We start from the raw sequence: 21,735 nt of genomic DNA on the forward strand, positions 1-21,735 counted from the left end.
TCAAAGCTTCACTGCCCAGCGGTTAGGGTCAGCCAACATGTACAGACAAGTTGTCGATGAATCGCGACAACAACTATGTCGAAGCCTGGCATTGGAGGTGGATCTCGATGGACGTTTCTCGGCAATTCCCGACTGTCCAGCGTCTCGCTCCGACATTCGTAGGTGAGCTTCAGGACCTCCTGATTTCCGAAGCGTCGGTCGTCGAGCATCGCGACGTCATCCGTCGCGCTTACCTCGATCACAAGGTGATCGTGCTGCGAAATCAGAACATTACGCCCGCGGCATTCGCTGCTTTCGGTGCGATCTTCGGAGAGGCAGAGCCGCATCACGTGATTTCGATGCGTCATCCCCAGCAGCCCGAACTTACGATCCTGTCCAACCAGGACGAGGTTGGACGCAATCCGCAAATGAAGACGTTTGGTGCCGGTTGGCACTCGGATTATTCGTACAAGGCGGTCCCTGCGGCCGCTACCATCCTGCTCGGTACAGAGGTGCCGAGCGAAGGCGGTGATACGATCTTTGCGGATACGGCGGCGGCGTTTGCCGATCTTGCCGAGGCGCGCAAGGCCGAACTGCGAAGGCTGCGCGTCCGCCACGAATACCGGTGGTCTCCCGACCGTTCACATCCGGGCGCTCGCTGGAACGCGCTGACCGAAAGCGAGCAGAGGGCGACTCCGGAAGTGATCCATCCGTTGGTCCGTCGCCATCCCGAAACAGGAGCGGAGTCTCTATTTATCGCGCCAAGTCTCATCTCCGGCCTCAAGGGGATCGAAGGCATGGAAGAACAGGAAGGCTTGGCGCTGATTGAGGAGCTTGGCGCCCACATCCTCAGCCCGAAATATGTCTATCGGCACGTCTGGAAGCCGTTCGATGTCGTGGTCTGGGACAATCGCTGCACCAATCATTGTGCGACGACCGACGAGCTTCCCGCTACTGCGGTGAGGCGGATGTTCCGCATCACGACCAAGGGCACGGTACCTGTTCCAGCGTAAGCCGCCTCGCGCTCTTTCCACTATGTCTGCGGTCCAGAACCGCGACGACGCGACTTCGGGCCAATTCCTCATGCTGATCCATCGCTCCGCGAGCTGCCGCTATGTCTGACGTCATTGTCTCAGGTGCACTTGCTCGCTCACGGGCCGATCGCCGTCACCTCCGGTCTGGTCTCATTCGCCTTGCGATTGGCGGCTGCATCGTCGCCGTCTACTGGTACAGCCTGAATCTCGTCGACTTCGATCTGCGGCGCCTTGTCGAAGGCACGCCACAGATGTTGTCGTGGATCGCCAAGGCATGGCCGCCGGACATCAAGGGACTTGATCTGCTGCTGTTGCGCGCGGCAGAAACCGTCGCGATGGCTTTGGTCGGCACAACCATTGGCGCCGCGATCGCGGCTCCGCTTTGTGTCCTGGCTGCGCGCAACCTGAACCCGTTCGATTGGCTATACCTCGCGGCGCGCTGGCTGCTCAATGGATTGCGCGGGATCGACTCGTTCATTTTCGCCATTCTGTTTGTCGTCGCTGTGGGGTTAGGTCCCTTTGCTGGTGTCCTTGGTGTGAGCGTTCACACCGCTGGCATTATCGCCAAGCTCTGGTCCGAAGCGATCGAAGAGGTCGATCAGGGGCCGCTCGATGCCGCCATGCTGACGGGCGCGACGCGTCTCAAGGTCATGTCCTACGCGCTGTTGCCGGATATCATGCCGGCCCTCACCTCGGTCGCGCTCTACGCACTTGAGCTCAACATCCGCTCATCGACCGTCCTCGGTCTCGTCGGAGCCGGGGGAATCGGTCAGGAGCTGAAGAATAGCGTCGATCTTCTGTTCTTCCCACGGATTCTGACCATCCTGGTGATCATCCTTGTCATGGTCACCATCGTCGATCAGCTAAGTGCCGCGATCAGGCGGAGGATGATATGACAGCCAGCGGCCTTCCCGCGGGCGACAAGCCCATCCTGAAGGTTGAACATCTTTCGAAGCGCTACGGCGACAAGCCAATTATTGACGATCTGAATTTCAGCGTTGCGGCAGGCGAGTTCGTGGCGTTGATAGGCTCGAGCGGTGCAGGCAAGACAACCCTGTTCAAGGTTATTACCGGTCTGGTGTCGCCGAATTCGGGGGCTGTCACTTTCGATGGCGAGCGGCGCCTCGATCGGCTGAATGGCCGGGCGCTCCGCGAAGCGCGGCGCGAGATGGGATTTGTCTTCCAGCAGTTCAATCTGATCAAGCGGATGACCGCGCTCCAGAACGTGCTTGTCGGACGACTGGGTCATGCACCGACATGGCGCGTTCTGCTTCGAAAGTTTGCGCGGGAGGACATTGCGCGCGCGGAGGCCGCGCTGGAGCAGGTTGGCCTTGCCGATCTGCTCCATCAGCGAGTCGACCGGCTGAGCGGCGGACAGCAGCAGCGGGTGGCCATTGCGCGCGCGATCACGCAGGAATGCCGCTTCATTCTTGCTGATGAACCTGTTGCGAGCCTCGACCCTGAATCCGCTTCTGGCGTGATGGAAACCTTACAGGAGGTTGCCCACGATCAGGGGCTTGGAGTCCTGTGCAGCCTGCATCAGACCGATCTTGCGCTGAACTTTGCCGATCGCGTGATCGGCTTGCGGGCTGGGCGGATCGTTATCGACGCTGCAGTCGGCGAGGTCGACAGCAAATCGCTCGAAACAATCTACGGTCAATCGCGCCAGCGCCGATCTCGCGCCCGGCCGGAAAATGCTGGAGCCCGCTCCGGCCATCTCCTTCTGAATATCAATCATGGAAACTGCCGATGAATAAACTGTCGTCCGCATTCGGAAATGGTGCATCGATCACGCGTCGCACAGCCTGCGTCGGCGCCGTTGCGACCGCGGCTCTTCTGATGTCCGGAGGAAGCAGAGCAGCCGCCCAAGGCGAGCCAATCCGTTTTGGCGTGGGTCCGACGCTGCCGACGCCTGACGATTCCCGCCGCGCTTGGGAGCCCTTGTTCAAGCAGATCGCTGAAAAGCTCGGGCGTCCGTACACGCTGGTCGCGACGACCGACTGGGCGGGGATATCTGTTGCACTCGCCAGCGGAAAGATCGACGTCTCATTTATCGGCGCGTGGGGCTACATTCTGGCCAAGCGCGAAGGCCGCGTGATTCCCATGGCGGTGGCGAAGCTGGATGGCCTGACGACGTACCGCGCGATCGTGGTGGCACGGAAGGAACTGGCCAATGCCAAGTGGCCGCAGGATGCGAAGGGGTTGCGCGTTTCCTTTGCCGATGTCGGCTCTACATCGGGCTGGCTGATTCCGAGCTATTGGTTCAAGCAACAGGGCATCGACCCGAAAACCTACTTCCGGTATAGGGACGGCGCAACGCACGCCGCCAATGAAACGGCCGTTGCGAACGGCCAGGTAGATTTCGCCACCGACAACGACCGCAACCGGCAGCTTATGATCGACAACGGAACACTGAAAGCCGAAGCGTCCAACATCGTCTGGCAGTCCGATCCCATTCCAAACAGCCTGATCGCCGCCCGCGGGGATCTCGATCAGCACACGTTTGACACCGTCAAGCGCGTGCTGCTCGATCTGAGCGAGGATGAGGCCAGGAAGCTCATGCCAAAACACTATACCGGCTTCGCGGCCACCCAGGACAGCGATTACCGTCTCATTGAGGATGCGGGTGTTACGCTGGGGCTACTCAAGGCGCCGTAAGATTTTGCTATGAAGAACAACGGCCGTGCAACCTCACCGACGGCCGAAGGACAGGTGCGCAGTATCATCGGCGCAGACTGAAAACTATTTAAGGTCTAGGGAATGTCGTTCGCAACCAATCGCGCAAGTCTCGCGAACAGCAACCGCTGGCAGGATATCAAGGAGAAACTCGAAGAGGCCGTCATCTCCGGCGACATCGCGGTGGATGGCCGCCTGCCGAGCGAGAGCGTGCTCGCGACCTCGTTTGGTGTCCACCGCCATACGATCCGGCGTGCGCTGGCAGAACTTGCGGCGGATGGTTTGGTTCGGATCGAGAAGGGCCGGGGCAGCTTCATCGAAGAGGAGACGCTCGAATATCGCATCGGACGGCGGACACGATTCAGCGAGAACGCGGAACGGTCCGGCCTGGAGCACCATGCGCAACTCCTGGACTCGGCGGAAGAAAAGGCCAGTGAGGATGTCGCCGATGCGCTCGGTCTGCGACGCGGCCAGCATGTGATTGTGCTGACCACGCTGCGTCATGTAAGCGGCCGTCCCATGAGCCTCGCCTCTCACTATGTCGCGAGAGATCGTTTCCGGGGAATGCGGGATGCCTTCCTTAAGACGGGGTCGATCTCCCTGGCACTCAAGGAATTTGGAGTTTCGGATTATCTCCGGAAATCCAGCCGGGTTATTGCACGCCTGCCGTCCGAAGAAGAGGCCAAGCGTTTAAGTCAGCCACGGAGCCAGCCGATTCTCGTCATCAACAGTGTCAATGTTGTGCCCGACGGGCCGCCGGTGCTTTTCACCATCGCGAGGATGTCCGCGCTACGTGTACAGTTGATGTTCGAGGTCTCGGACCCGTAAATGGCGTGGGCAAGCTTCGGTTCTGATTCGATCGGAACTGACTGAGACGATGATGGCCGATCACGCGGCTCCCTTCGCGTCGGCCAAGCGTGCGATGCGTTCCTATCTCGGCTTGCGAAAGTCTTTGGATCTGAGCTCACGAGGAAGCGCCGTCAACAAAAGTACTGCGCAGAACACACAAAGACCAGCGATGACGTACAGCGCCGGCGTCGTGCTGCCTGTCAGATCCTTGACTGAACCGACCATGACCGGACTCACAATGCCGCCAACCTGACCCAACGTGTTGATAAGGGCGATCCCGCTCGCGGCTCCGGCGCCCGTCAGTATCTTCGGAGGCAATGTCCAAAATGTCGGGATTGATGCGACCACGCCGCCCCCGAGCACGGCAAGCGCACCAACCAGGAAGGGAACGCTCTTGTCGAAAATGCCGGTAGCAAGGAAGCCGAACGCTGCGGCCAAGACAAGCCCGGCAACAAACTTCGGACGTTCACCGGATGCGTCAGAGAGCCGCCCGACGATCAACATGCAGATGGCGCCGCAAATATAAGGAATAGCGGTCAGGAAGCCGATTGCGCTCGCGCTTCCCCCGCCAGCCGTCTTTATGAGATCCGGCGCCCAGAAATTGAGTCCATAGGACGCGATCTGAATCAGAAAGTAGATAAACCCAAGCAGCAGCACGCCAGGCATGAGCAACGCCTGCCAAGCTGAACGCTCGCCAATTTCGCTCTTCTGGCGGTCCAATTGCGCCGAGATAAGACGACGCTCGTCGTTGCTCAGCCATTTCGCATGATCAATGCTGTCGTCAAATCGAAGCAGGACAACCAGTCCCAGAACGACGCACGGAAGACCACCGGCCAGGAACAACCATTGCCAGCCGGCCAAACCGTGCAGCCCGTTCATATAGTTGAGAATGAGGCCCGAAATCGGCGCTCCGATGATTCCCGAAAATGCAGTCGCGAGAAAAAAGACCGAGGTCATGCGTCCGCGATGGGATTTTGGGAACCAAAGAGTCAGATAGTAGAGAATGCCGGGAGCGAATCCGGCTTCCATGGCGCCGATCACGAAGCGCAGTGCGTAGAACTGCCATTCGGTATGGACGAAGACCATGGCTGCTGTCGCGAGCCCCCAAGAGATCATAATGCGGGCGATCCAGCGTCGGGCGCCGAAGCGATACAAAAGCATGTTGCTCGGTACCTCAAGCAGGACATAGCCGACGACAAACAGGCTCGCGCCGAACCCATAAGCTGTGTTGCTTAGACCGAGATCCGCCTGCAGCGGTGCTTTGGCGAAGCTGATGTTCACACGATCGAAGAATGCAAAAAAATAGCAGACGATGATCAGCGGCATCAGGCGCCAACCTATCTTGCTGATGACCTGCTGCTCGCTGATCGTCGCATCGAGGCCCGCATCAGGCGCCGTGGTGACCGTCATGATTTCCTCCGTTATTTTTTGATGTGATTGCAGGTTGCTCAGGCGGGCTGCTGCCGTAACCGTTCTGGAATGGGGTGCAGATCCAGCGGACGCCCGGCCTTTGCGACTTGGCCCGGCACGTCATGTCCGACCAATGCGGGCAATCGCTTCGAAAGATCGATCAAGCGATCGAGGTCGAGGCCGGTCCTCAGGCCGATTTCATGGCAGAGATTGACCAGGTCTTCGGTGCAAACATTCCCGGTCGCGCCCGGCGCAAATGGGCAACCACCCAATCCGCCCAGCGCCGCATCGAAGCGGCGTGCACCGCTGTTGTAGGCCGCGAGCACATTGACCAGCCCGAGGCCCCGCGTGTTGTGGAAATGGAGCGTGAGCTTGTCCGAGGGAAGAACAGTCAGGACCTCGGCCACCAATCGCGAGACCTGATTGGGGTTGGCCATGCCCGTGGTATCCGCGAGCGTTATGCCGTCGGCACCGAGATCGAGGTACCGTTTGACGATGTCCAGGACCTTTCCGGAGGGCTGTACTCCCTCGAATGGGCAGCCGAACGCCGTCGCGATCGTGGCATTGACCAAAGCGCCAGCCGTGCAAGCCGGGTCAACGATTTCGGCAAGGGACGCGAGTGAGCGATCATGCGTCATGTTCATGTTGGCGCGATTGTGTGTCTCACTTGCCGACATCACAAAATTGAGCTCGTCGGCACGCGCTGCCAAAGCGAGCTCAGCGCCTTTCCGATTCGGAATCAGCGCCGTGTAGATCGTTCCGGGGCGCCGCCTGATGCTGGCAAATACGTCTCCTGCGTCCCGAAGCGCAGGGACAGCCTTTGGCGAGACGAATGATGAGACTTCGATGCGCCGAAAACCGATTGCCGACAAGGAATCGATCAGCCGTACCTTATCGTCCGTCTCGATCCATCGCGTCTCGATCTGCAACCCGTCGCGTGGCGCCACTTCCTGGATCAGAATGTCCGGCAGCTCGGCGGTCATTGCACCGCTCCGATGCGGCGCAGTTGCACGATGTCGGCCTCATCCATGCCGAGCGACTTCAACACCTCGTCGGTGTGTTGCCCGAGTGTCGGACCTGGCCACCTTACGCCGCCAGGCGTATCCGATAGCTTCGGCGCGATGCCCGGCATCTTCACGGTGACGCCGCCGGGAAGCTCGGTCGGCCGGATCATGTCTCTGGCAGCGTAGTGGGGGTCGTCCACGATATCGGCGACCGAATAGATTCGAGCCGCGGGGACGTCGGCCGCATCAAGGCGAGACAGGATCTCGTCGATGGTTCGTTGCGAGGTCCATGCGCTGATGGCGGCATCGAGGACCGCATTCCTGCGCACGCGTCCGTCGTTGTTGCCGAGCATCGGATCTTCACCGAGATCCGGCCGGTCGATGACGCGCATCAGACGCTTGAATATCGTGTCGCTGTTACCGGCGATGACAACATGACTTCCATCTGAGCTTGGATAGGTGTTGGAGGGACTTATGCCGGGTAGTGCTCCGCCGGTGCGGGTCCTGACATGGCCCATGAGATCATACTCGGGAACCAGACTTTCCATGAGGTTGAACACGCTCTCGTAGAGAGAGACGTCGACGATCTGCCCCTTGCCCTGGCCTGTCTTGACCCGCAGCAGCGACATGAGCGCCCCAATCACACCGTGCAGCGAAGCGAGACTATCGCCGATGCTGATGCCGACGCGTGCCGGCGGATTCTCCGGATCACCGGTGGTGAATCGCAATCCGCCCATGGCTTCGCCGATGGCGCCGAACCCCGATCGATCGCGGTAAGGACCGGTCTGCCCGTAGCCGGAGATACGCACCAGGGTCAGGTTGGGATTGAGCGCCGAGAGCACGTCCCAGCCGAGGCCGAGCTTCTCAAGGTTGCCCGGCTTGAAGTTCTCGATCACGACATCGGCTTGAACAGCCAGGCGGCGAACAACGGCACGCCCTTCCGCTGACTTCAGATCAATCGCGATCGACTTCTTGTTGCGGGATTGCAGATACCACCAGAGCGATGTCCCTTGATGGAGCTTTCGCCACTTGCGCAGGGGATCTCCAATCCCGGGCTGTTCAACCTTGATGACGTCCGCGCCGAATTCGGCAAACAACCGCGCGGCAAATGGTGCCGCAATCAGTGTTCCCAGTTCGACAACTCGAATACCGGATAGTGGCCCGTCCACCTCTGGCGCTCCTCGACACGTTGTTTTGTCGAGGTGTCGCCGAGCAGGCGGGCCTAAGTCCAATATCCGTTGATGAACGCGCGTTCGCAGATGACGAACGCGCGCGACGCGCGATTAGTGCACGGAACTGCCGGAATGTCTGAGGTGATTGAGCATCAATCGACTGGTGGCCGACAGCCCTGCGGGATCTCTGGCAATCAGCACCAGCTCACGGTCCGCCCATTCGTCGCTCAGCTCCACGGCGGACAAATCCATGCCGTGGCTCAAGACGTCAAATGCGCGGTTCGGGATCAAGCCGATGCCCATTCCAGCCTGCACCATCCGGCAGACAGCATCGAAACCGGGGACGTGGACTCTTAGCCTGATCGACTTGCCGATCTGTTGCGCCGTGTATTGCGAGCGAAGATAGATCGAGCTTGTAGCGAAAAGGCCCACATGATCGTAGTCCAGCGTATCGGCGAAGGAGACTTTCGTTGCGCGCGCCAGCGGATGATCGGACCTTACCACGATAACGAGGCGATCCCTTCGGTACGAATACCGCTCCAGTCCGCGCGTAGAGACGTCCGCAGAGCAGATGCCGATATCCGCGACGCCTTCCTCGACACCGCGAACGACCTCGGCGCTGGGGCGCTCCTGAAGATCGAGCCGCACCAACTCATGAGAGCGAAAGAATCCGGGCAGATCGTCCGGCAGGAACTCGACGATTGACGACAGGTTTGCCAGCATTCGCACATGTCCACGCACGCCGCGCGCGTGCTCCGCCATGTCGACCGCGATCTTCTCGATGTTGAGCAGCGTGACGCGCGCGTGATGCAACAGCGATTCGCCGGCCGGCGTCAGTGTCATTCCGTTTGGGTGTCTCTCGAACAGGGCGACCTGAAGCGCCTGCTCAAGGTCGTGCATGCGTTTGCTGACTGCGGAAGGTGCTATCGCCTCTCTTTGCGATGCACGCGTCAAATTACCTTCTTCGCAGATTGCGATGAATAACCGCAAAGTCGTCAGGTCAATGCGTCGAACGAGATCGATCTTGTACGGTACGCTTGACGGAACCGGCTGTGTCTTTTGCATCACCAATGTCCCAGGCTGCGCAACCGTATCGCAACAGAAGACCGGCAATTTCTCAAATATTGAAGAGGAATCGAGTGATATCAGAATCTCATACCAACTGGTGCAGCATTGCGCCGAGAATCTTCTAACACCAAAATGTGAGCGCAACTTTGCGCAGCCTCTCCCCGCGAGAGCCAGGGCCTATCGCATGTGAAACAAAACTTGGTGGGCGGTCCCTTCGCGGCCCATCCTTCGAGACGCCGCTTCGCGGCTCCTCAGGATGAGGTCGAATTTCTCGGCGCAATCTTAGACCCTCATGGTGAGGAGCGCCGCTTGCGGCGCGTCTCGAACCATGAGGCCCCCCTCGTTCACAGCCACCAAAACAGCTATATGCGATAGCCCTACCGCAAGAGCGGGGAGAGGCGATCCCGAACACTTATTGCGCCGTCTGTTGCCGCAGCTCCGCGACATCCTTGGCCGTGAGCTTCGAGCCCTTGGCGCCGAAGCGCGCGGTGACGTAGTTGGCGACCGCCGCGATCTCGTCATCCGAATAGGCGTTGCCGAATGCCGGCATCGAGAGCGCGCCGTCGGGCGTAAAACGCTTGGTGCCGGATATGACGATCTGCGCGACATTGGTGGCGGCAGGATCGTTCACGGACCATGCGCCGGTCAGTGTGGCCATTGGCGACACCAGGCTCTCGCCGGTCCAACCGTGGCAGCTCACGCAGGCGCCTTCGAACACGATCTTGCCGCGGGCATCCGACGTGACGCCTTCCTTGTGCGAGGCAGGCGCGGCGGGTGCCGTGGTCGCCGGCAGGTCGGGCGAGGGCTGCGGCGGCACGCTGCGCAGGTAGACGGCGATGGCGCGGACGTCTTCCGGCGCGAACTGGCTCAGGCTGTGGTCGACCGCTTCGCCCATCGGCCCGGAAGCGGTGCCGTGGCCGAGCGCGTGGCCGGTCGAGAGGTAGGAGACGAGCGCCTCATCGCTCCAATTGCCGAGGCCGGTCGCCTTATCGGAGGAGATGTTGAAGGCGCGCCAGCCGGCGGTCACCGCGCCGGAAAATTTCTTGCGGTTGTCGAGCGCGAAGCCGAGATTGCGTGGCGTATGGCACTCGCCGCAATGGGCGAGTGCTTCGGCGAGGTAGGCGCCCCTGTTCCATTCCGGGCTCTTCGAGGTGTCAGGCGCAAAGCGCGTGTCCGGGTTGAACACCGCCGACCAGAACAGCATGGCCCAGCGCTGGTTGAACGGGAACGCCAGCGTGTTCTCCGGCGCCGGCGCGCGCACCGGCGGCAGGCTGAACAGATAGGCCTTCACCGCCAGCACGTCCTCATCCGTCATATAGGTGTAGGACGGATAGGGCATCGCCGGGTAGAGCATCGCTCCGTCATGGCGCTTGCCCCGCTGGACCGCGTTCAGGAAATCCTGGTCGCTGTAATTGCCGATGCCGGTGTCCCTGTCGGGGGTGATGTTGGTCGAATAGAGCGTGCCGAACGGCAGCTTGAACGCCAGCCCGCCGGCGAATTCGCGTCCGCCCGGCTTGGTGTGGCAGACCATGCAGTCCGCCGCCTTGGCGAGATATTCGCCGCGTTCGACCAGGCTCGCTTTCTCCAGCGCCACTGGTGCGCCGGTCGGCTTGCCGGCGCGGTAGTCGGCGACGGCCGCCTTGGTGCCACCGGAGAAATCAAGCGGGCCTGGACCGCGGACGACCCAGACGCCGATCGCCACCGCCGCGATGACGATCACGGCAAGGCTCAACAGGATACGCATTGGCGGCCTCATGCCTTCTTCCCCACGGCGATCAGTGAACGGTCAATCGGCATCCGCCGCAGCGCCACGCCGGTTGCGGCAAGAATCGCGTTGCGCAGCGCCGGCGGTCCGGCATTGACGCCGGCCTCGCCGATGCCGCCGGGCGGCTCGCCGCTTTTGACCACGTGCACCTCGATCTTCGGCGTCTGGTCGATGCGCAGCATGCGGTAGTCATGGAAGTTGGACTGCTGCACGCGGCCCTTGTGAATGGTGATCTCGCCGTAGAGCGCCGCCGTCAGGCCAAAGATCAATCCGCCCTCGATCTGAGCCTTCACGGTGTCAGGATTGACGGCGATGCCGGTATCGACCACCGAGACGACACGGCGTACCGCCACTTCGCCCATCTCGTCGATCTCGGCCTCGACCACGGTCGCAATGAAGGTCTCGAACGAGGGCTGCAGGCAGACGCCGCGGCCGACACGCGGCGGCAGCGGCTGACCCCAATTGGCCTTCTCCGCGGCGGAGTTGAGCACTGCAAGCGCCCGCGGCTTGCTCGCCAGCATGTTGCGACGGAATTCCACCGGGTCCTTGCCGGCCTTGCGCGCCAGCTCATCCATCGCGCATTCGACCGCGAACACGTTGTTGTTCGGGCCGACGCCGCGCCAGAAGCCGGTCGGCACCGCCAGCGGCTCGGCGCGGACATATTCGACATGGAAGTTCGGGATGTCGTAGGGCGCGTCGACGGCGGCATCGACCGCGTCGATGTCGATGCCCTTCTGGAACGCCGGCGGCAGCCAGCGCGCCAGCACCGCCGAGCCGGCGACCTTGTATTTCCACGCCGCCACCTTGCCGTCGACCAGCGTCGCGGTGACGGTGTCGCGATAAATAGGGCGGTAGACGTCGTGCTGGATGTCCTCCTCGCGCGTCCACACCACCTTCACGGGATAATCGACCTGCTTGGCGATCTTCACTGCGGCGACAACCATGTCCGGCTCCAGCTTACGGCCGAAGCCGCCGCCGAGCAGATGGTTGTTGACGATCACTTTCTCGACCGGAAGTCCGGCGGCCTTCGCCGCTTCCGATTGCACCCGGGTCATGATCTGCGTGCCGGTCCAGATCTCGCAGGAGTCCGGTTTCACATGGACGGTGGCGTTGATCGGCTCCATCGACGCATGCGCCAGGAACGGCATCTCGAAGCTGGCTTCGAACTTGTCGCCGGTGGCAAGCCCCTTGGCGATGTCGCCGACGGATTTCGCAACGGCGCCATCCTTTTCGCTGGCGGTGCGCAGATGCTGCCAGATTTCCTTCGAGTCGATCTTGGCGTTCGGCCCTTCGTCCCACTCGATCTTGAGTGCCTCGAGGCCCTTCTTCGCCGCCCACATGTGATCGCCGATCACGCCGACCATATCGTCAAGCACGACGATCTTGCGGACACCAGGCACTTTCTTCGCAGCGGTATCGTCGACCTTGGCGACCTTGCCGCCGAATACGGGACAGGCCGCGACGGTCGCGAACTTCATGTCGGGCAGCAGCGCGTCGATGCCGTAGACCGCCTTGCCGTTGACCTTCTCCGGCGTATCCAGCCGCTTCAAGGACTGGCCGATATAGACGAAGTCCTTGGGGTCCTTGAGCGGGACGTCTTTCGGCGGCGTCTGGCTCTGCGCGGCGAGCGCCAGCGTGCCATAGCCGAGCTTGCGCCCGCTGGCGGTATGCGTGACCTCGCCCTTGGATGTCGTGCAGCTTGCCGGATCGACCTGCCATTCGGCGGCTGCGGCCTGCACCAGCATCGCGCGGGCGCTGGCGCCGGCGGTGCGCAGCGGCTTCCACCAGGCGCGGATCGAATTGGAATTGCCGGTCACCTGCAGGCCGAAGGTCGGATTGCCGTAGAGCTTGTCGTCCGGCGGCGCGTGCAGCAGCGCGACCTTGCTCCAATCGGCATCGAGCTCCTCGGCGAGGATCATCGAAATCGAGGTGTAGGTGCCCTGGCCCATCTCGACCTGCGGCATGATCAGCGTGGTGTTGCCGGTCTCATCGATGCGGATGAAGGCGTTCGGCGCGAACTTGCCCGCGGTCACGTCGGGCGGCTGCACCGGCTCGTTCATGGCATAGCTCGCCGCGCGCAGCGGCAGATGGAAGGCGAGCAGGAAGCCGGTGGCCAGCCCACCGGTGAGAAGCGCGCGTCGCGAGACGCCGTCGGAATTCTTTTCAATCGTCAGCATGATGCGCCCCTTACGACTGACGTCCCGAGGCGGCCTGCTTGATGGCCTCGCGAATCCGCACATAGGTGCCGCAGCGGCAGATATTGCCGGCCATCGCTGCATCGATATCGGAATCATCGGGGTTCGGCGTCGCGGCCAAGAGCGCGGCCGCCGCCATGATCTGGCCCGACTGGCAATAGCCGCATTGGATCACTTCGAGATCGAGCCAGGCCTTCTGCACCTTCGCGCCGGCAGGCGAATTGCCGACCGCCTCGATCGTCGTCACAGCGCGGTCGCGCACCGCACTCACCGGCAGCACGCAGGAGCGCACTGCCTTGCCGTCGATATGCACCGTGCAGGCGCCGCATTGCGCGATGCCGCAGCCGAACTTGGTACCGGTCATCCCCAAGATGTCACGCAGGACCCAGAGCAGCGGCATTTCGGGCGGCGCATCGAAGGATTTCTGTTCGCCATTGATGGTGAGTGTCGTCGCCATAAGCATTCCCCAGATCGAGCGGCCGCGCACAGCGGACGCGTCAACGAAACCGTATCGCATCGCAACGAGCTAGGAAGCGAAGACATGATTCGCAATGCCAATTCGTGCTAACGATACATAAAATGACGATCATCATGGTATCATCGTGTATGTCATTCTAGGGTGCGGGTGTCGAAAATCGATGACGATCGCACGACAGAACCGTGCGTTTTTGAAAAGATAAAGTCGATTGAGGGCGCCTCACCTCCCCGCTTGCGGGGGAGGTCGGCGCGTAAGCGCCGGGTGAGGGCTCTCTCCACGCAAAAGAACAGCGCGACTCGTTGAGAAACGCTCACTCCAACCCTCTCCCGCAAGCGGGAGAGGGAGCGCAGATCCGATCAGACTCAGAGTTTGTAGGCCGTGCGGAAGCCGCCCCAGTGTCGGCCGCGCACGCGGACCGGCACGTCGATCTCGCGCATCATCACCATGTTGCCGTTGCCCATGTCGCGGGCGTAACTCTGAATCAGATAGGCGCGCTGGTTGCGCCCGGCGGCGAGCCCCGCCGCGTCGTTGAAGATGCGGCGGTTGCGGCTGTTGGCGGTGTTGAAGGCGACATCGCCCGGCCGCTGCGGATGCGAGTAGACGCGATTGTGCACCGGCAGGTAACCGTTGCGGTCGATCATGGCGCAGAACGCCGTCCGCGGATCCTTGGCGAGGAAGGCTTCCTGGAATGGCGGCAGCGCGCGGTCGGCCCAGTCGAGTATTTTCGTGCGGTACTGCACCGGATTGGTGCCGGATATCTCGACGTAGTCGGTGTCGAACATGTCCTCGATCGTAACAGCGCCGCTCGCGATCCCGTCCTCGAAAATCCTGGTCAGCGCCACGCCGGCTTCCATCGCACGCATGACGAACTCGGTGTTCTCGTCGCGGATTGCCCACAACTTGTCTTCGATCTTTTCGCGCAGCCCCAAGGTCAACGCCTCGAACCGCGCCTGCGCGCCGGCCTTGGTCTTGTCGACGATCCGGATCTTGACGGCGCCGACATCCTCCAGCGTGGCAGTAAGGCTCTGGTGCAGTTGCAGCCGTTCGGCCTCCGGCCCCGAGATCAGGAAGCCGTCCATGGCTATCTCGTAGACCGGCGCCGTGATGAGGCCGCCGCGTGCTGCCATCTCGAGCTTGAGGCTGCAGGGCAGCCGCTCGCCTTTGCGCGGGTCCTCACGCTCGCCCTGCCGCAGCAGCACCGCGCAGCGCGATTTCAGTTTCTGCGCAAAGCTGGTCACCGCCCGGCCCGCCTGGGCGACGTCTTTGCCATGCGCTTCGGCGTCCCTGGTCGCTTGGTCGATCTCGACGGCGCTGTCGCCGACGGCGACGATGAAGCTCGAGGCAGAGGCTGCGTTCTGCGCGATCTCTCCAGTGGTCTGGTGCTGCTCGGCCACTGCGCCGCTGACATGCTCGAACACCGGGCGGATCGCCTCGATCGCCTGCGCGATGCGGTGCACGGCGTCGGCCGAGCCTGCGGCGTCCTTCTGCAGCGCCTCGATCTTTTTGGTGATCTCTTCGGTCGCGCCCTGGGTCTGCACCGCCAGCGCCTTCACTTCGGTTGCAACCACAGCAAACCCCTTGCCGGCGGCGCCGGCGCGCGCGGCCTCGATGGTCGAGTTCAAGGCAAGCAGGGTAGTCTGCCGCGCGATCTGCGCGATCAGGTTGACCACGTTGCCGATCGCGGCGGAGGATTCGCGCAGGCGGTCGACATTGGCGCGGGCCTCGCGCGCCGCAGCTCCGGCCTCGTCGGCGAGTCGGCCGGCGTCGCGCACCTGCGCGCCAATCCCTTGCGCCGAATCGGTGAACTTGTCCGCGGCCTGCGAGAAGGTCTCAGCCGTAGTCTGCGCCGCATTGGTGCGGCCGGTCAGCGCGTCCGTGCGCTCGCGGATCGTCGCAAGCGTGGCCGCCGTTGCCTCCGCCCCGCCCGCCACCGATTGGGCGGCGCGCTCAAGCTGCCGGATCATGCCGCCGAGCTCGAGTTCCAGCAATTCCAGGATCTCTTGGGCCGAGCCGGTATCCGGGGAGGCGCTATCGACTGGCATTGCCGCGGCGGCGGCCGGAGCCTTCGACTCGACAGCCGCTGCGACCGGCTCCGGCACTCGCTTACGAAACAAACCGAAGGCCATGGTTGCTCTTGAAAGTTGAAATGGATGGGTAGATTCTCTCATCAGGGGATGAAATCGCGGTTAACAACTGCCTGATTTTCCGGCAGGCGGTACGACCGGCGGGGCGACACGGCGCCGCAAGTCTTTGATTTCGGGCCGTCGGGGGCCTATAAGGCCGCGCTTCACCCCCTATTTTAGAGACGATTCCCAAGGGACCTCGCATGGCCGGCCATTCCCAATTCAAGAACATCATGCACCGCAAGGGCCGGCAGGATGCCCAGAAGTCGAAGCTGTTCGGCAAACTGGCCCGCGAAATCACCGTCGCGGCCAAGCTCGGCACCCCCGACCCTGCCATGAACCCCCGGCTGCGCGCCGCGATCGTTGCCGCGCGGGCGGAAAACATGCCGAAGGACAATATCGAGCGCGCCATCAAGAAGGCGGCCGGCAACGAGGGCGAGAACTATGACGAGATCCGCTACGAGGGCTATGGCCCCGGCGGCGTCGCCGTGATCGTCGAGGCGCTCACCGACAACCGCAATCGCGCTGCCTCCGATATCCGCTCCTACTTCACCAAGTCCGGCGGCAATCTCGGCGAAACCGGCTCGGTGGCCTTCATGTTCGACCGCACCGGCATCATCGAATATGACCACAGCGTCGCCTCCGACGACGCGATGCTGGATGCCGCGGTCGAAGCCGGCGCCGACGACGTGGTGTCGAGCGAAAGCGGCCACGAGGTCTATGCTTCGCAGGAATCCTTCCGCGAGGTCGCCAAGGCGCTGGAAGCGAAGTTCGGCGAGCCGCGCAAGGCGGCGCTGACCTGGAAGCCGCAAAACACCGTCGCCGTCGACGACGAGACCGGCGAGAAGCTGTTGAAGCTGATCGACATGCTGAACGAGCACGACGACGTGCAGAACGTGTTCGCCAATTTCGAGATCTCGGATGCGCTGATGGCGAAGATGGGCGGGTAGCTCCATCCTCTCGTCGTCCCGGCCTTGAGCCCGGGACGAAGAGGTCGTCATTGCTGTGCAATGACGGGGAGCCGTGAATGCGACCACCCCATAGGATCTACGCGGTCTTCGCTGTCAATCCATCCACCATTGCGCGGACGACGGTGGCGACTTCGCTGCGCAAGGCATCGATGGGTACGGCGATCAGCTTGTGCTCCAACCCCAGCGCGACCATGCCGTGGACGGCGGAGAACAGGCTGCGCGCGGCGATGGCGAGCTGCTGTGATGAGCGCTCGGGAAAGAGCGCGGCGAGCGGGCGGTAGATGTGGCGGAACAGGTCCATCTGCTCGGAGATGGCCCAGTCCGGGACCGGCTTGCCCGGCGCCATCCGGTGCTCGAACAATGCGCGCCATAACTCGAGATTGTCGGCAGCGAAATCGCAATAGCCGACCGCGACGCGGACCAGCGTGTCGGCCGGATCCGCCGGGCCGTCGCGCTCTGCCGCGGTGAGAGCCGCGTCGAGCCGCGCCAGCGTGCGCGATCCGACCCGCAGGATCAGTTCGTCGACATCCTCAACCAGATTGTAGACCGCGCCATTGGCGATGCCGATTTCGCTGGCGAGATCGCGCGTCTTCAGGCCGGCCAATCCGGTCGCGGCGATCGATCGCTCTGCCGCCTCGATCAGCCGTTCGCGGTTTTTTGCTCGTCGTTCCAGGGCCTTGGACATCTGCTAACCAATTTCTTGCGCGTTGTTCGCAATATTGAGCCGCATTGAACCGCGCCCAAGCCGGCGCTACAAAGACATTGTGAGCAATGCTCATAACAGGGAGCAGGCGAATGTTCAAAGCCGTTTTCACGCTTTTCCGCGGGGCGTGTTCGTCCTGCTGTCGATCCCTGGATGGAAGGCTATCTCACTGCGAGCGTTGATTGGTGGAGCCCGATAACGGGCAGGCGGCATGGCGTCCTCTCGGAGTGCAATTTCAGCCTCGCGCTTGCGCGAAGGTTTTGGCAGAGCCGGCGCGGCACTGGTGCGCCTGCCCGGCCACGCCATCTTCTGGCTCAAGGCGTTGTCGCAGCCGAACATCGATCTCACCTTGCGCACGCACGCGGGGCTGCGCACGCGGATCGTCGAACGTCCGGGCATCTCGCTGCCGCCGGAAGATCTGGAGGCGCTGGTCTCGCAGCTGCGCGCCGTCGCCGCCAAGACGCTGCCGCAGCAGAGCCTGACCTACGGCATCTTCTCCGGCGAGCCCGAGCGTCTCGCGCGCGCCATTGTCACGCTGATCTGTGAGGAGGACACCGGGCGGCCGATCGCCTTCAATGCACTGTCGGTGATGGAGGTCGAACTCGACGGTGCGCCGATCGATGTGACGCATCTGGGCCTCGTCATGGTCGACCCCGACGTGCGCGGGCAGGGGCTGTCCTGGGTGCTCTATGGACTGACCGCACTGGTGCTGTTCGCGCGCGACGGGTTGCGTCCGAAATGGATTTCCAATGTCACGCAGGTGCCCGCGGTGGTCGGCATGGTCTCTGAGACATTTTCCGATGTGTATCCGTCGCCCCTGTCGGGCGCGCGGCGGAGCTTCGCGCATCTGCAACTCGCACGCGGGATCATGGCGCATCACCGCGCGGTGTTTGGTGTCGGCTCTGAGGCCGGCTTTGACGAAGAACGGTTCGTCATCACCAACGCCTATACCGGCGGCTCGGATGCGCTGAAGAAGAGCTTCGACATCGCGCCAAAGCATCGCAACGAAATCTATGGCGAGTTCTGCGCCCGCGAGCTCGACTATGCGCGCGGCGATGACGTGCTGCAGCTCGGCCGCATCGATCTGGCCGGTGCCCGGCGCTATCTCATGAGCGAGGTACCGGCGGGCTCGCTGCCGGCGCTGATTGCCGCCTCCGCCATGCTGGCGCTGCAGCGGCTGGTGTTGCCGTTCTTCTATTGGATGGACGATACGCGTGCGTTCGGCTCGCTGCGGCCGCGTGGGCGCGACCAAAAGGGCAGGCGCCGATGAATCCCGGGATCATCGCCGATTCCATCGTCAATCTCTGCGGCGCGATCGGGCTCTGCGTCGCGATGATGACGTTCTACTGGCGCGACCCGAACAGCCCGCTGACGCGGCGTCTCTTGTTCGCGCTCGGCGTGATCGCGCTGCTGTTCCTGGTGCGTGGCGTGGCGTGGTGGAGCGGCAGCGACGTGCTGGATCGCCTCTCGCTCATTCCGGCGGCGCTGATCCCGCTCGGCGCGCTTGTCGTGACCGAGGGCATGCTGCGGCGGCATGCGCCGCGCGCGGTGAAGATGCTGGCCGTCTTCGGCGGCATCCTGCTCGGCCTTGGGGGCGCGCTCGGGCTCACGCAGTTCACGACGGCCCATGCCGTCTCGCTGTCGCTGTTCCAGCTCGCCGGCTTTATCGTGTGCGCGTGGCTGCTCGCGAGCCGCGATCGCGCTTCGCTGATGGCATCGGAGAACCGCAGCATCGGGCGCCTTGCGGCCGGTGCGCTGATCGTGATTCCATTCGTGATCACGGATTTCCGCACGCTGTTTCCGGACATCCCGGTCCGGCTCGGTGCAATCGGCGCGCTCCTGACCGTGACCGTGATCCTGATTGAAGGCGGCGGCGCCGAGACGCGGCGTCACGGGCTTGCGCTGATGGCCTTGCGGCTTGGCAGCTCGGCGCTGCTCGGCATCGCCGCCGCCTTCATTGCTGGCGATGTCGATGCAGCGCAGATCGTGCGCTTCTGTGCGGTGGCGATCGCCGGCGTGCTCACGATCGCCCTGATGACGGATACGCTGCGCGCGCTGTTCGAGGCGCAGGAACCGGGGTGTTGAACGCGGCCGCGCTGTCGCGGGCGAGGACACGCGACGAGCTGATCGCCGAGCTTGCGCGGCATCCGATCTTCGAGCACGCGCGGCGCTACCGCGAGATCGAGCTTGCCAATTACGATCCGCCGCTATTGCGGGAATTCTTCGCGGCGCAGCGTGTGCTGCGCCGGTCCGACGCGCCCTGGGGATATCAACCTGACGACGCTGTGGTCGAGCGCGTGCTGTCGCTGATCACGGCCAACAGCGCCACGCATCTGATCGTGCTGTCGCATGATCCGGTCGACCTGATCGTACTCGCCGTGCCCGTCACGTCAGCCGACCCCGCCACCGAAACCGCGCTCGCACTGGTGCGGCGGTTGCTGGCGCTGACGCCGGAAACAGTTTGAGGTCCGGCGGAGATCCGCCGGCCTCCTTAGGTGCGCGTTGGCTTATCAGCCGCAGACCTGCACCGGCTGCGTGCGCCAGCCATGAGTGGTGTGGACGCGACGATTGACGACGTAGCAATTGCCGTTGTCGTAGTAGGTGTCGCCATAGCCGTAGTACGGATAGTCGTAGCCGTAGTACGGATAGTCGTAGGCATAGTCGTCGTAATAATATGGGTCGTACAAACCGAGCCCGAAGCCTGTGCCGAAGGCGAAGCGCCGTCCGTGGAAGCCGTGGCCGTGGAATCCGCCGAAGCCGTGGTGAATGCCGCCGAAGCCGTTGTGGAAGCCTCCGCCGGCAAAGCCGCCGTGGAAACCACCGAAGCCGCCATGGAATCCACCACCGCCAAATCCGCCACCGTGGAATCCACCGCCGCCAAAGCCGCCGCCATGGAATCCGCCGCCACCAAATCCACCGCCGTGGAAGCCGCCGCCTCCACCAAAGCCGCCACCATGGCCGCCGCCGCCTCCGCCACCACGCGCCAACGCCACCGTCGGCGCAGCCGCAAGACCAACCGATGCAGCCGCCAACAATGCGATAACCATCTTGCGTAACATCACACGACACTCCGTCAGAATCGCACCCAGCCCGCGACACTGTTCAGGTGGCGATCATTTGCTAGATCGCGATGCGCACGCCGCTCAACTCCGTGAGAGCGGTGTTTAAATTCTAGTTTAGAGATACTTGCTGCACGTCATTCGTGGCGTACAGTTCGAGTGCGGTATTACATCCGAAACAAAAACGCCCGTGTCGGCTATTTTCCCTTCACGAACGCGGCAAAAGCATCCGCATAATCCGGATGCCAGCGCGACAGCGCGGGACGGTTCTCGACGATGTCGCCGACGGCCCAGAGGATGCGACGTTCGTCGAGCTGCCGCGGCACGTCATTGTCGGGGCAGAGGATGTAGAAGTCGCCGGCGTCCAGCCGCTCGATCATGAAGTCGATCGTCTGCTCAGCCGTCCAGGCGCTGGCCGGCTTCTCGGCGCGGCCGCGCGCGGTCAGGCCGGTGAAGACGAAGCCGGGGATGAGCAGATGCGCGGTGAGGCGGCAGCCCGGTGTGTTGCGCAATTCATGCTGGAGCGCCTCGGTGAAGGCCTTCGCGCCGGCCTTGGACACGTTGTAGGCGGGATCGCCCGGCGGCGTCGTGATGCCCTGCTTCGAACCGGTGTTGATGACGAGGCCCTCGCGCCCGCGCTCGATCATCCGCGGCACGAAGGCCTGCGTGCCATTGATGATGCCCCACGAGATTGACGCCGAGAATCCGCTGCCAGTTCTCGCGCGGACCGAACATCTGGCTGCCCGGCTGAATGCCGGCATTGTTCATCAGGATGTCGGTGCCGCCGAACCGCTGTTGCACTGCGCTTTCCAGCTTCACGAGATCCTCAAACCGGCTGACGTCGACGGTTTCGGTCATGATGCCGTCGGCGGGCGCGATCGATGACAGTTTTGTGGCGGCTTCCTTGAGACTGTCGGCACTGACGTCGGCGACACAAACCTTCATGCCCGCAGCAGCGAAGCGCATGGCGGCGGCAAGCCCGATGCCGGACGCGCCTCCGGTGATCACGGCGACATGATTTGGCGACATGGCGGGATGGGGCATGGTTTCTCTCCGACAAATATGTGGCAGGCATCTCTACGTTAGCATGGCGGGCGCGCCACGTACGAAGGCGCATGGGAGGTCTTCGTTGCCGCGCTGCCCGCTATGAGGCTGGCTGCTTTACGGTTGCGCGCAACCGTTGTAGAGTTCCGCATATAACGATTTTGGAACCTTTCGAAATCCGAGGCAACATCAAGGGAGTGCAAAC

17 protein-coding genes and 2 pseudogenes are annotated in these 21,735 nt (G+C 62.7%); 8 read left to right on the forward strand and 11 right to left on the reverse strand.

What is annotated here, in order from left to right:
- The first annotated feature begins 56 nt into the window (after positions 1 to 56).
- From ACVJGD_RS33865 to phnF, 5 genes are all read left to right on the forward strand, one after another.
- Complete coding sequence (locus tag ACVJGD_RS33865; RefSeq protein ID WP_456638272.1) at positions 57 to 992, forward strand: TauD/TfdA dioxygenase family protein; 936 nt, start codon at positions 57 to 59, stop codon at positions 990 to 992.
- A gap of 101 nt (positions 993 to 1,093) precedes the next feature.
- The gene (phnE, locus tag ACVJGD_RS33870) at positions 1,094 to 1,909 is read left to right on the forward strand and encodes a phosphonate ABC transporter, permease protein PhnE (RefSeq protein WP_456638273.1); all 816 of its coding nucleotides are present in this window, start codon (positions 1,094 to 1,096) and stop codon (positions 1,907 to 1,909) included.
- Positions 1,906 to 2,766 carry a phosphonate ABC transporter ATP-binding protein gene (gene phnC / locus ACVJGD_RS33875; RefSeq protein WP_456638274.1) on the forward strand — a complete coding sequence of 287 codons (861 nt, stop codon included), beginning with the start codon at positions 1,906 to 1,908 and terminating at the stop codon, positions 2,764 to 2,766. The genes phnE and phnC overlap by 4 nt, the downstream gene beginning before the upstream one ends.
- Entirely contained in the window at positions 2,763 to 3,671 is a 909-nt protein-coding gene (locus ACVJGD_RS33880; protein ID WP_456638275.1) for a phosphate/phosphite/phosphonate ABC transporter substrate-binding protein, read from the forward strand. The genes phnC and ACVJGD_RS33880 overlap by 4 nt, the downstream gene beginning before the upstream one ends.
- A gap of 102 nt (positions 3,672 to 3,773) precedes the next feature.
- Positions 3,774 to 4,517, forward strand: coding sequence for a phosphonate metabolism transcriptional regulator PhnF (gene phnF / locus ACVJGD_RS33885; protein WP_456638276.1), 744 nt, complete (start codon positions 3,774 to 3,776; stop codon positions 4,515 to 4,517).
- A gap of 102 nt (positions 4,518 to 4,619) precedes the next feature.
- Here phnF and ACVJGD_RS33890 read toward each other — a convergent pair whose 3' ends face one another.
- The 8 genes from ACVJGD_RS33890 to ACVJGD_RS33925 all read right to left on the reverse strand — a co-directional run bounded on the left by ACVJGD_RS33890 (position 4,620) and on the right by ACVJGD_RS33925 (position 15,756).
- Positions 4,620 to 5,948: an MFS transporter gene (locus tag ACVJGD_RS33890; protein ID WP_456638277.1), complete on the reverse strand. Its 1,329-nt coding sequence runs from the start codon at positions 5,946 to 5,948 to the stop codon at positions 4,620 to 4,622.
- Between the two features lie 38 nt (positions 5,949 to 5,986).
- Positions 5,987 to 6,931, reverse strand: coding sequence for a hydroxymethylglutaryl-CoA lyase (locus tag ACVJGD_RS33895; protein WP_456638278.1), 945 nt, complete (start codon positions 6,929 to 6,931; stop codon positions 5,987 to 5,989).
- Entirely contained in the window at positions 6,928 to 8,121 is a 1,194-nt protein-coding gene (locus ACVJGD_RS33900) for a CaiB/BaiF CoA transferase family protein (protein WP_456638279.1), read from the reverse strand. Before ACVJGD_RS33900 ends, ACVJGD_RS33895 begins: the two co-directional genes overlap by 4 nt.
- A gap of 114 nt (positions 8,122 to 8,235) precedes the next feature.
- Positions 8,236 to 9,189 (reverse strand): LysR family transcriptional regulator, encoded by a 954-nt coding sequence (locus ACVJGD_RS33905; RefSeq protein ID WP_456640459.1) that lies wholly within the window; start codon positions 9,187 to 9,189, stop codon positions 8,236 to 8,238.
- A gap of 415 nt (positions 9,190 to 9,604) precedes the next feature.
- Positions 9,605 to 10,948 (reverse strand): c-type cytochrome, encoded by a 1,344-nt coding sequence (locus ACVJGD_RS33910; protein ID WP_456638280.1) that lies wholly within the window; start codon positions 10,946 to 10,948, stop codon positions 9,605 to 9,607.
- Positions 10,945 to 13,134, reverse strand: a complete 2,190-nt coding sequence (locus ACVJGD_RS33915; RefSeq protein ID WP_456638281.1) for a molybdopterin cofactor-binding domain-containing protein — start codon at positions 13,132 to 13,134, stop codon at positions 10,945 to 10,947. Before ACVJGD_RS33915 ends, ACVJGD_RS33910 begins: the two co-directional genes overlap by 4 nt.
- Before the next feature lie 10 nt (positions 13,135 to 13,144).
- Positions 13,145 to 13,609 carry a (2Fe-2S)-binding protein gene (locus ACVJGD_RS33920; RefSeq protein WP_027579314.1) on the reverse strand — a complete coding sequence of 155 codons (465 nt, stop codon included), beginning with the start codon at positions 13,607 to 13,609 and terminating at the stop codon, positions 13,145 to 13,147.
- A 383-nt stretch (positions 13,610 to 13,992) separates the two neighbouring features.
- Positions 13,993 to 15,756, reverse strand: a complete 1,764-nt coding sequence (locus ACVJGD_RS33925; RefSeq protein ID WP_456638282.1) for a methyl-accepting chemotaxis protein — start codon at positions 15,754 to 15,756, stop codon at positions 13,993 to 13,995.
- A gap of 200 nt (positions 15,757 to 15,956) precedes the next feature.
- Here ACVJGD_RS33925 and ACVJGD_RS33930 point away from each other — a divergent pair, with 200 nt between their 5' ends.
- Positions 15,957 to 16,703: a YebC/PmpR family DNA-binding transcriptional regulator gene (locus ACVJGD_RS33930; RefSeq protein WP_456638283.1), complete on the forward strand. Its 747-nt coding sequence runs from the start codon at positions 15,957 to 15,959 to the stop codon at positions 16,701 to 16,703.
- A gap of 97 nt (positions 16,704 to 16,800) precedes the next feature.
- On the opposite strand, the gene ACVJGD_RS33935 is transcribed toward ACVJGD_RS33930, so the two are convergent.
- Positions 16,801 to 17,409: a TetR/AcrR family transcriptional regulator gene (locus tag ACVJGD_RS33935; protein WP_456638284.1), complete on the reverse strand. Its 609-nt coding sequence runs from the start codon at positions 17,407 to 17,409 to the stop codon at positions 16,801 to 16,803.
- A gap of 229 nt (positions 17,410 to 17,638) precedes the next feature.
- On the opposite strand from ACVJGD_RS33935, the gene ACVJGD_RS33940 reads away from it, so the two are divergent.
- Together ACVJGD_RS33940 and ACVJGD_RS33945 are read left to right on the forward strand one after the other, a co-directional pair.
- The gene (locus ACVJGD_RS33940; RefSeq protein ID WP_456638285.1) at positions 17,639 to 18,697 is read left to right on the forward strand and encodes a hypothetical protein; all 1,059 of its coding nucleotides are present in this window, start codon (positions 17,639 to 17,641) and stop codon (positions 18,695 to 18,697) included.
- A pseudogene (locus ACVJGD_RS33945) lies at positions 18,694 to 19,892 on the forward strand (hypothetical protein). Before ACVJGD_RS33940 ends, ACVJGD_RS33945 begins: the two are co-directional and overlap by 4 nt.
- 45 nt (positions 19,893 to 19,937) lie before the next feature.
- Here the strand turns inward: ACVJGD_RS33945 and ACVJGD_RS33950 are convergent.
- Both ACVJGD_RS33950 and ACVJGD_RS33955 read right to left on the reverse strand, forming a co-directional pair.
- Positions 19,938 to 20,486, reverse strand: coding sequence for a hypothetical protein (locus tag ACVJGD_RS33950; protein ID WP_456638286.1), 549 nt, complete (start codon positions 20,484 to 20,486; stop codon positions 19,938 to 19,940).
- Between the two features lie 197 nt (positions 20,487 to 20,683).
- Positions 20,684 to 21,530: pseudogene (locus ACVJGD_RS33955) on the reverse strand (SDR family NAD(P)-dependent oxidoreductase).
- Positions 21,531 to 21,735: the final 205 nt, after the last annotated feature.

Source organism: Bradyrhizobium sp. USDA 10063 (assembly GCF_054063735.1).

Excerpts from the sequence above, each read along its gene's own strand:
- ACVJGD_RS33915 (WP_456638281.1), bottom strand. The coding sequence starts at position 13,134 with ATGCTGACGATTGAAAAGAATTCCGACGGCGTCTCGCGACGCGCGCTT.
- phnF (WP_456638276.1), top strand. The coding sequence starts at position 3,774 with ATGTCGTTCGCAACCAATCGCGCAAGTCTCGCGAACAGCAACCGCTGG.
- ACVJGD_RS33905 (WP_456640459.1), bottom strand. The coding sequence starts at position 9,189 with ATGCAAAAGACACAGCCGGTTCCGTCAAGCGTACCGTACAAGATCGAT.
- ACVJGD_RS33890 (WP_456638277.1), bottom strand. The coding sequence starts at position 5,948 with ATGACGGTCACCACGGCGCCTGATGCGGGCCTCGATGCGACGATCAGC.
- ACVJGD_RS33950 (WP_456638286.1), bottom strand. The coding sequence starts at position 20,486 with ATGTTACGCAAGATGGTTATCGCATTGTTGGCGGCTGCATCGGTTGGT.
- ACVJGD_RS33920 (WP_027579314.1), bottom strand. The coding sequence starts at position 13,609 with ATGGCGACGACACTCACCATCAATGGCGAACAGAAATCCTTCGATGCG.
- ACVJGD_RS33865 (WP_456638272.1), top strand. The coding sequence starts at position 57 with ATGAATCGCGACAACAACTATGTCGAAGCCTGGCATTGGAGGTGGATC.
- ACVJGD_RS33935 (WP_456638284.1), bottom strand. The coding sequence starts at position 17,409 with ATGTCCAAGGCCCTGGAACGACGAGCAAAAAACCGCGAACGGCTGATC.
- ACVJGD_RS33940 (WP_456638285.1), top strand. The coding sequence starts at position 17,639 with ATGGCGTCCTCTCGGAGTGCAATTTCAGCCTCGCGCTTGCGCGAAGGT.
- ACVJGD_RS33895 (WP_456638278.1), bottom strand. The coding sequence starts at position 6,931 with ATGACCGCCGAGCTGCCGGACATTCTGATCCAGGAAGTGGCGCCACGC.
- phnC (WP_456638274.1), top strand. The coding sequence starts at position 1,906 with ATGACAGCCAGCGGCCTTCCCGCGGGCGACAAGCCCATCCTGAAGGTT.
- ACVJGD_RS33910 (WP_456638280.1), bottom strand. The coding sequence starts at position 10,948 with ATGAGGCCGCCAATGCGTATCCTGTTGAGCCTTGCCGTGATCGTCATC.
- ACVJGD_RS33880 (WP_456638275.1), top strand. The coding sequence starts at position 2,763 with ATGAATAAACTGTCGTCCGCATTCGGAAATGGTGCATCGATCACGCGT.
- ACVJGD_RS33925 (WP_456638282.1), bottom strand. The coding sequence starts at position 15,756 with ATGGCCTTCGGTTTGTTTCGTAAGCGAGTGCCGGAGCCGGTCGCAGCG.
- ACVJGD_RS33930 (WP_456638283.1), top strand. The coding sequence starts at position 15,957 with ATGGCCGGCCATTCCCAATTCAAGAACATCATGCACCGCAAGGGCCGG.
- phnE (WP_456638273.1), top strand. The coding sequence starts at position 1,094 with ATGTCTGACGTCATTGTCTCAGGTGCACTTGCTCGCTCACGGGCCGAT.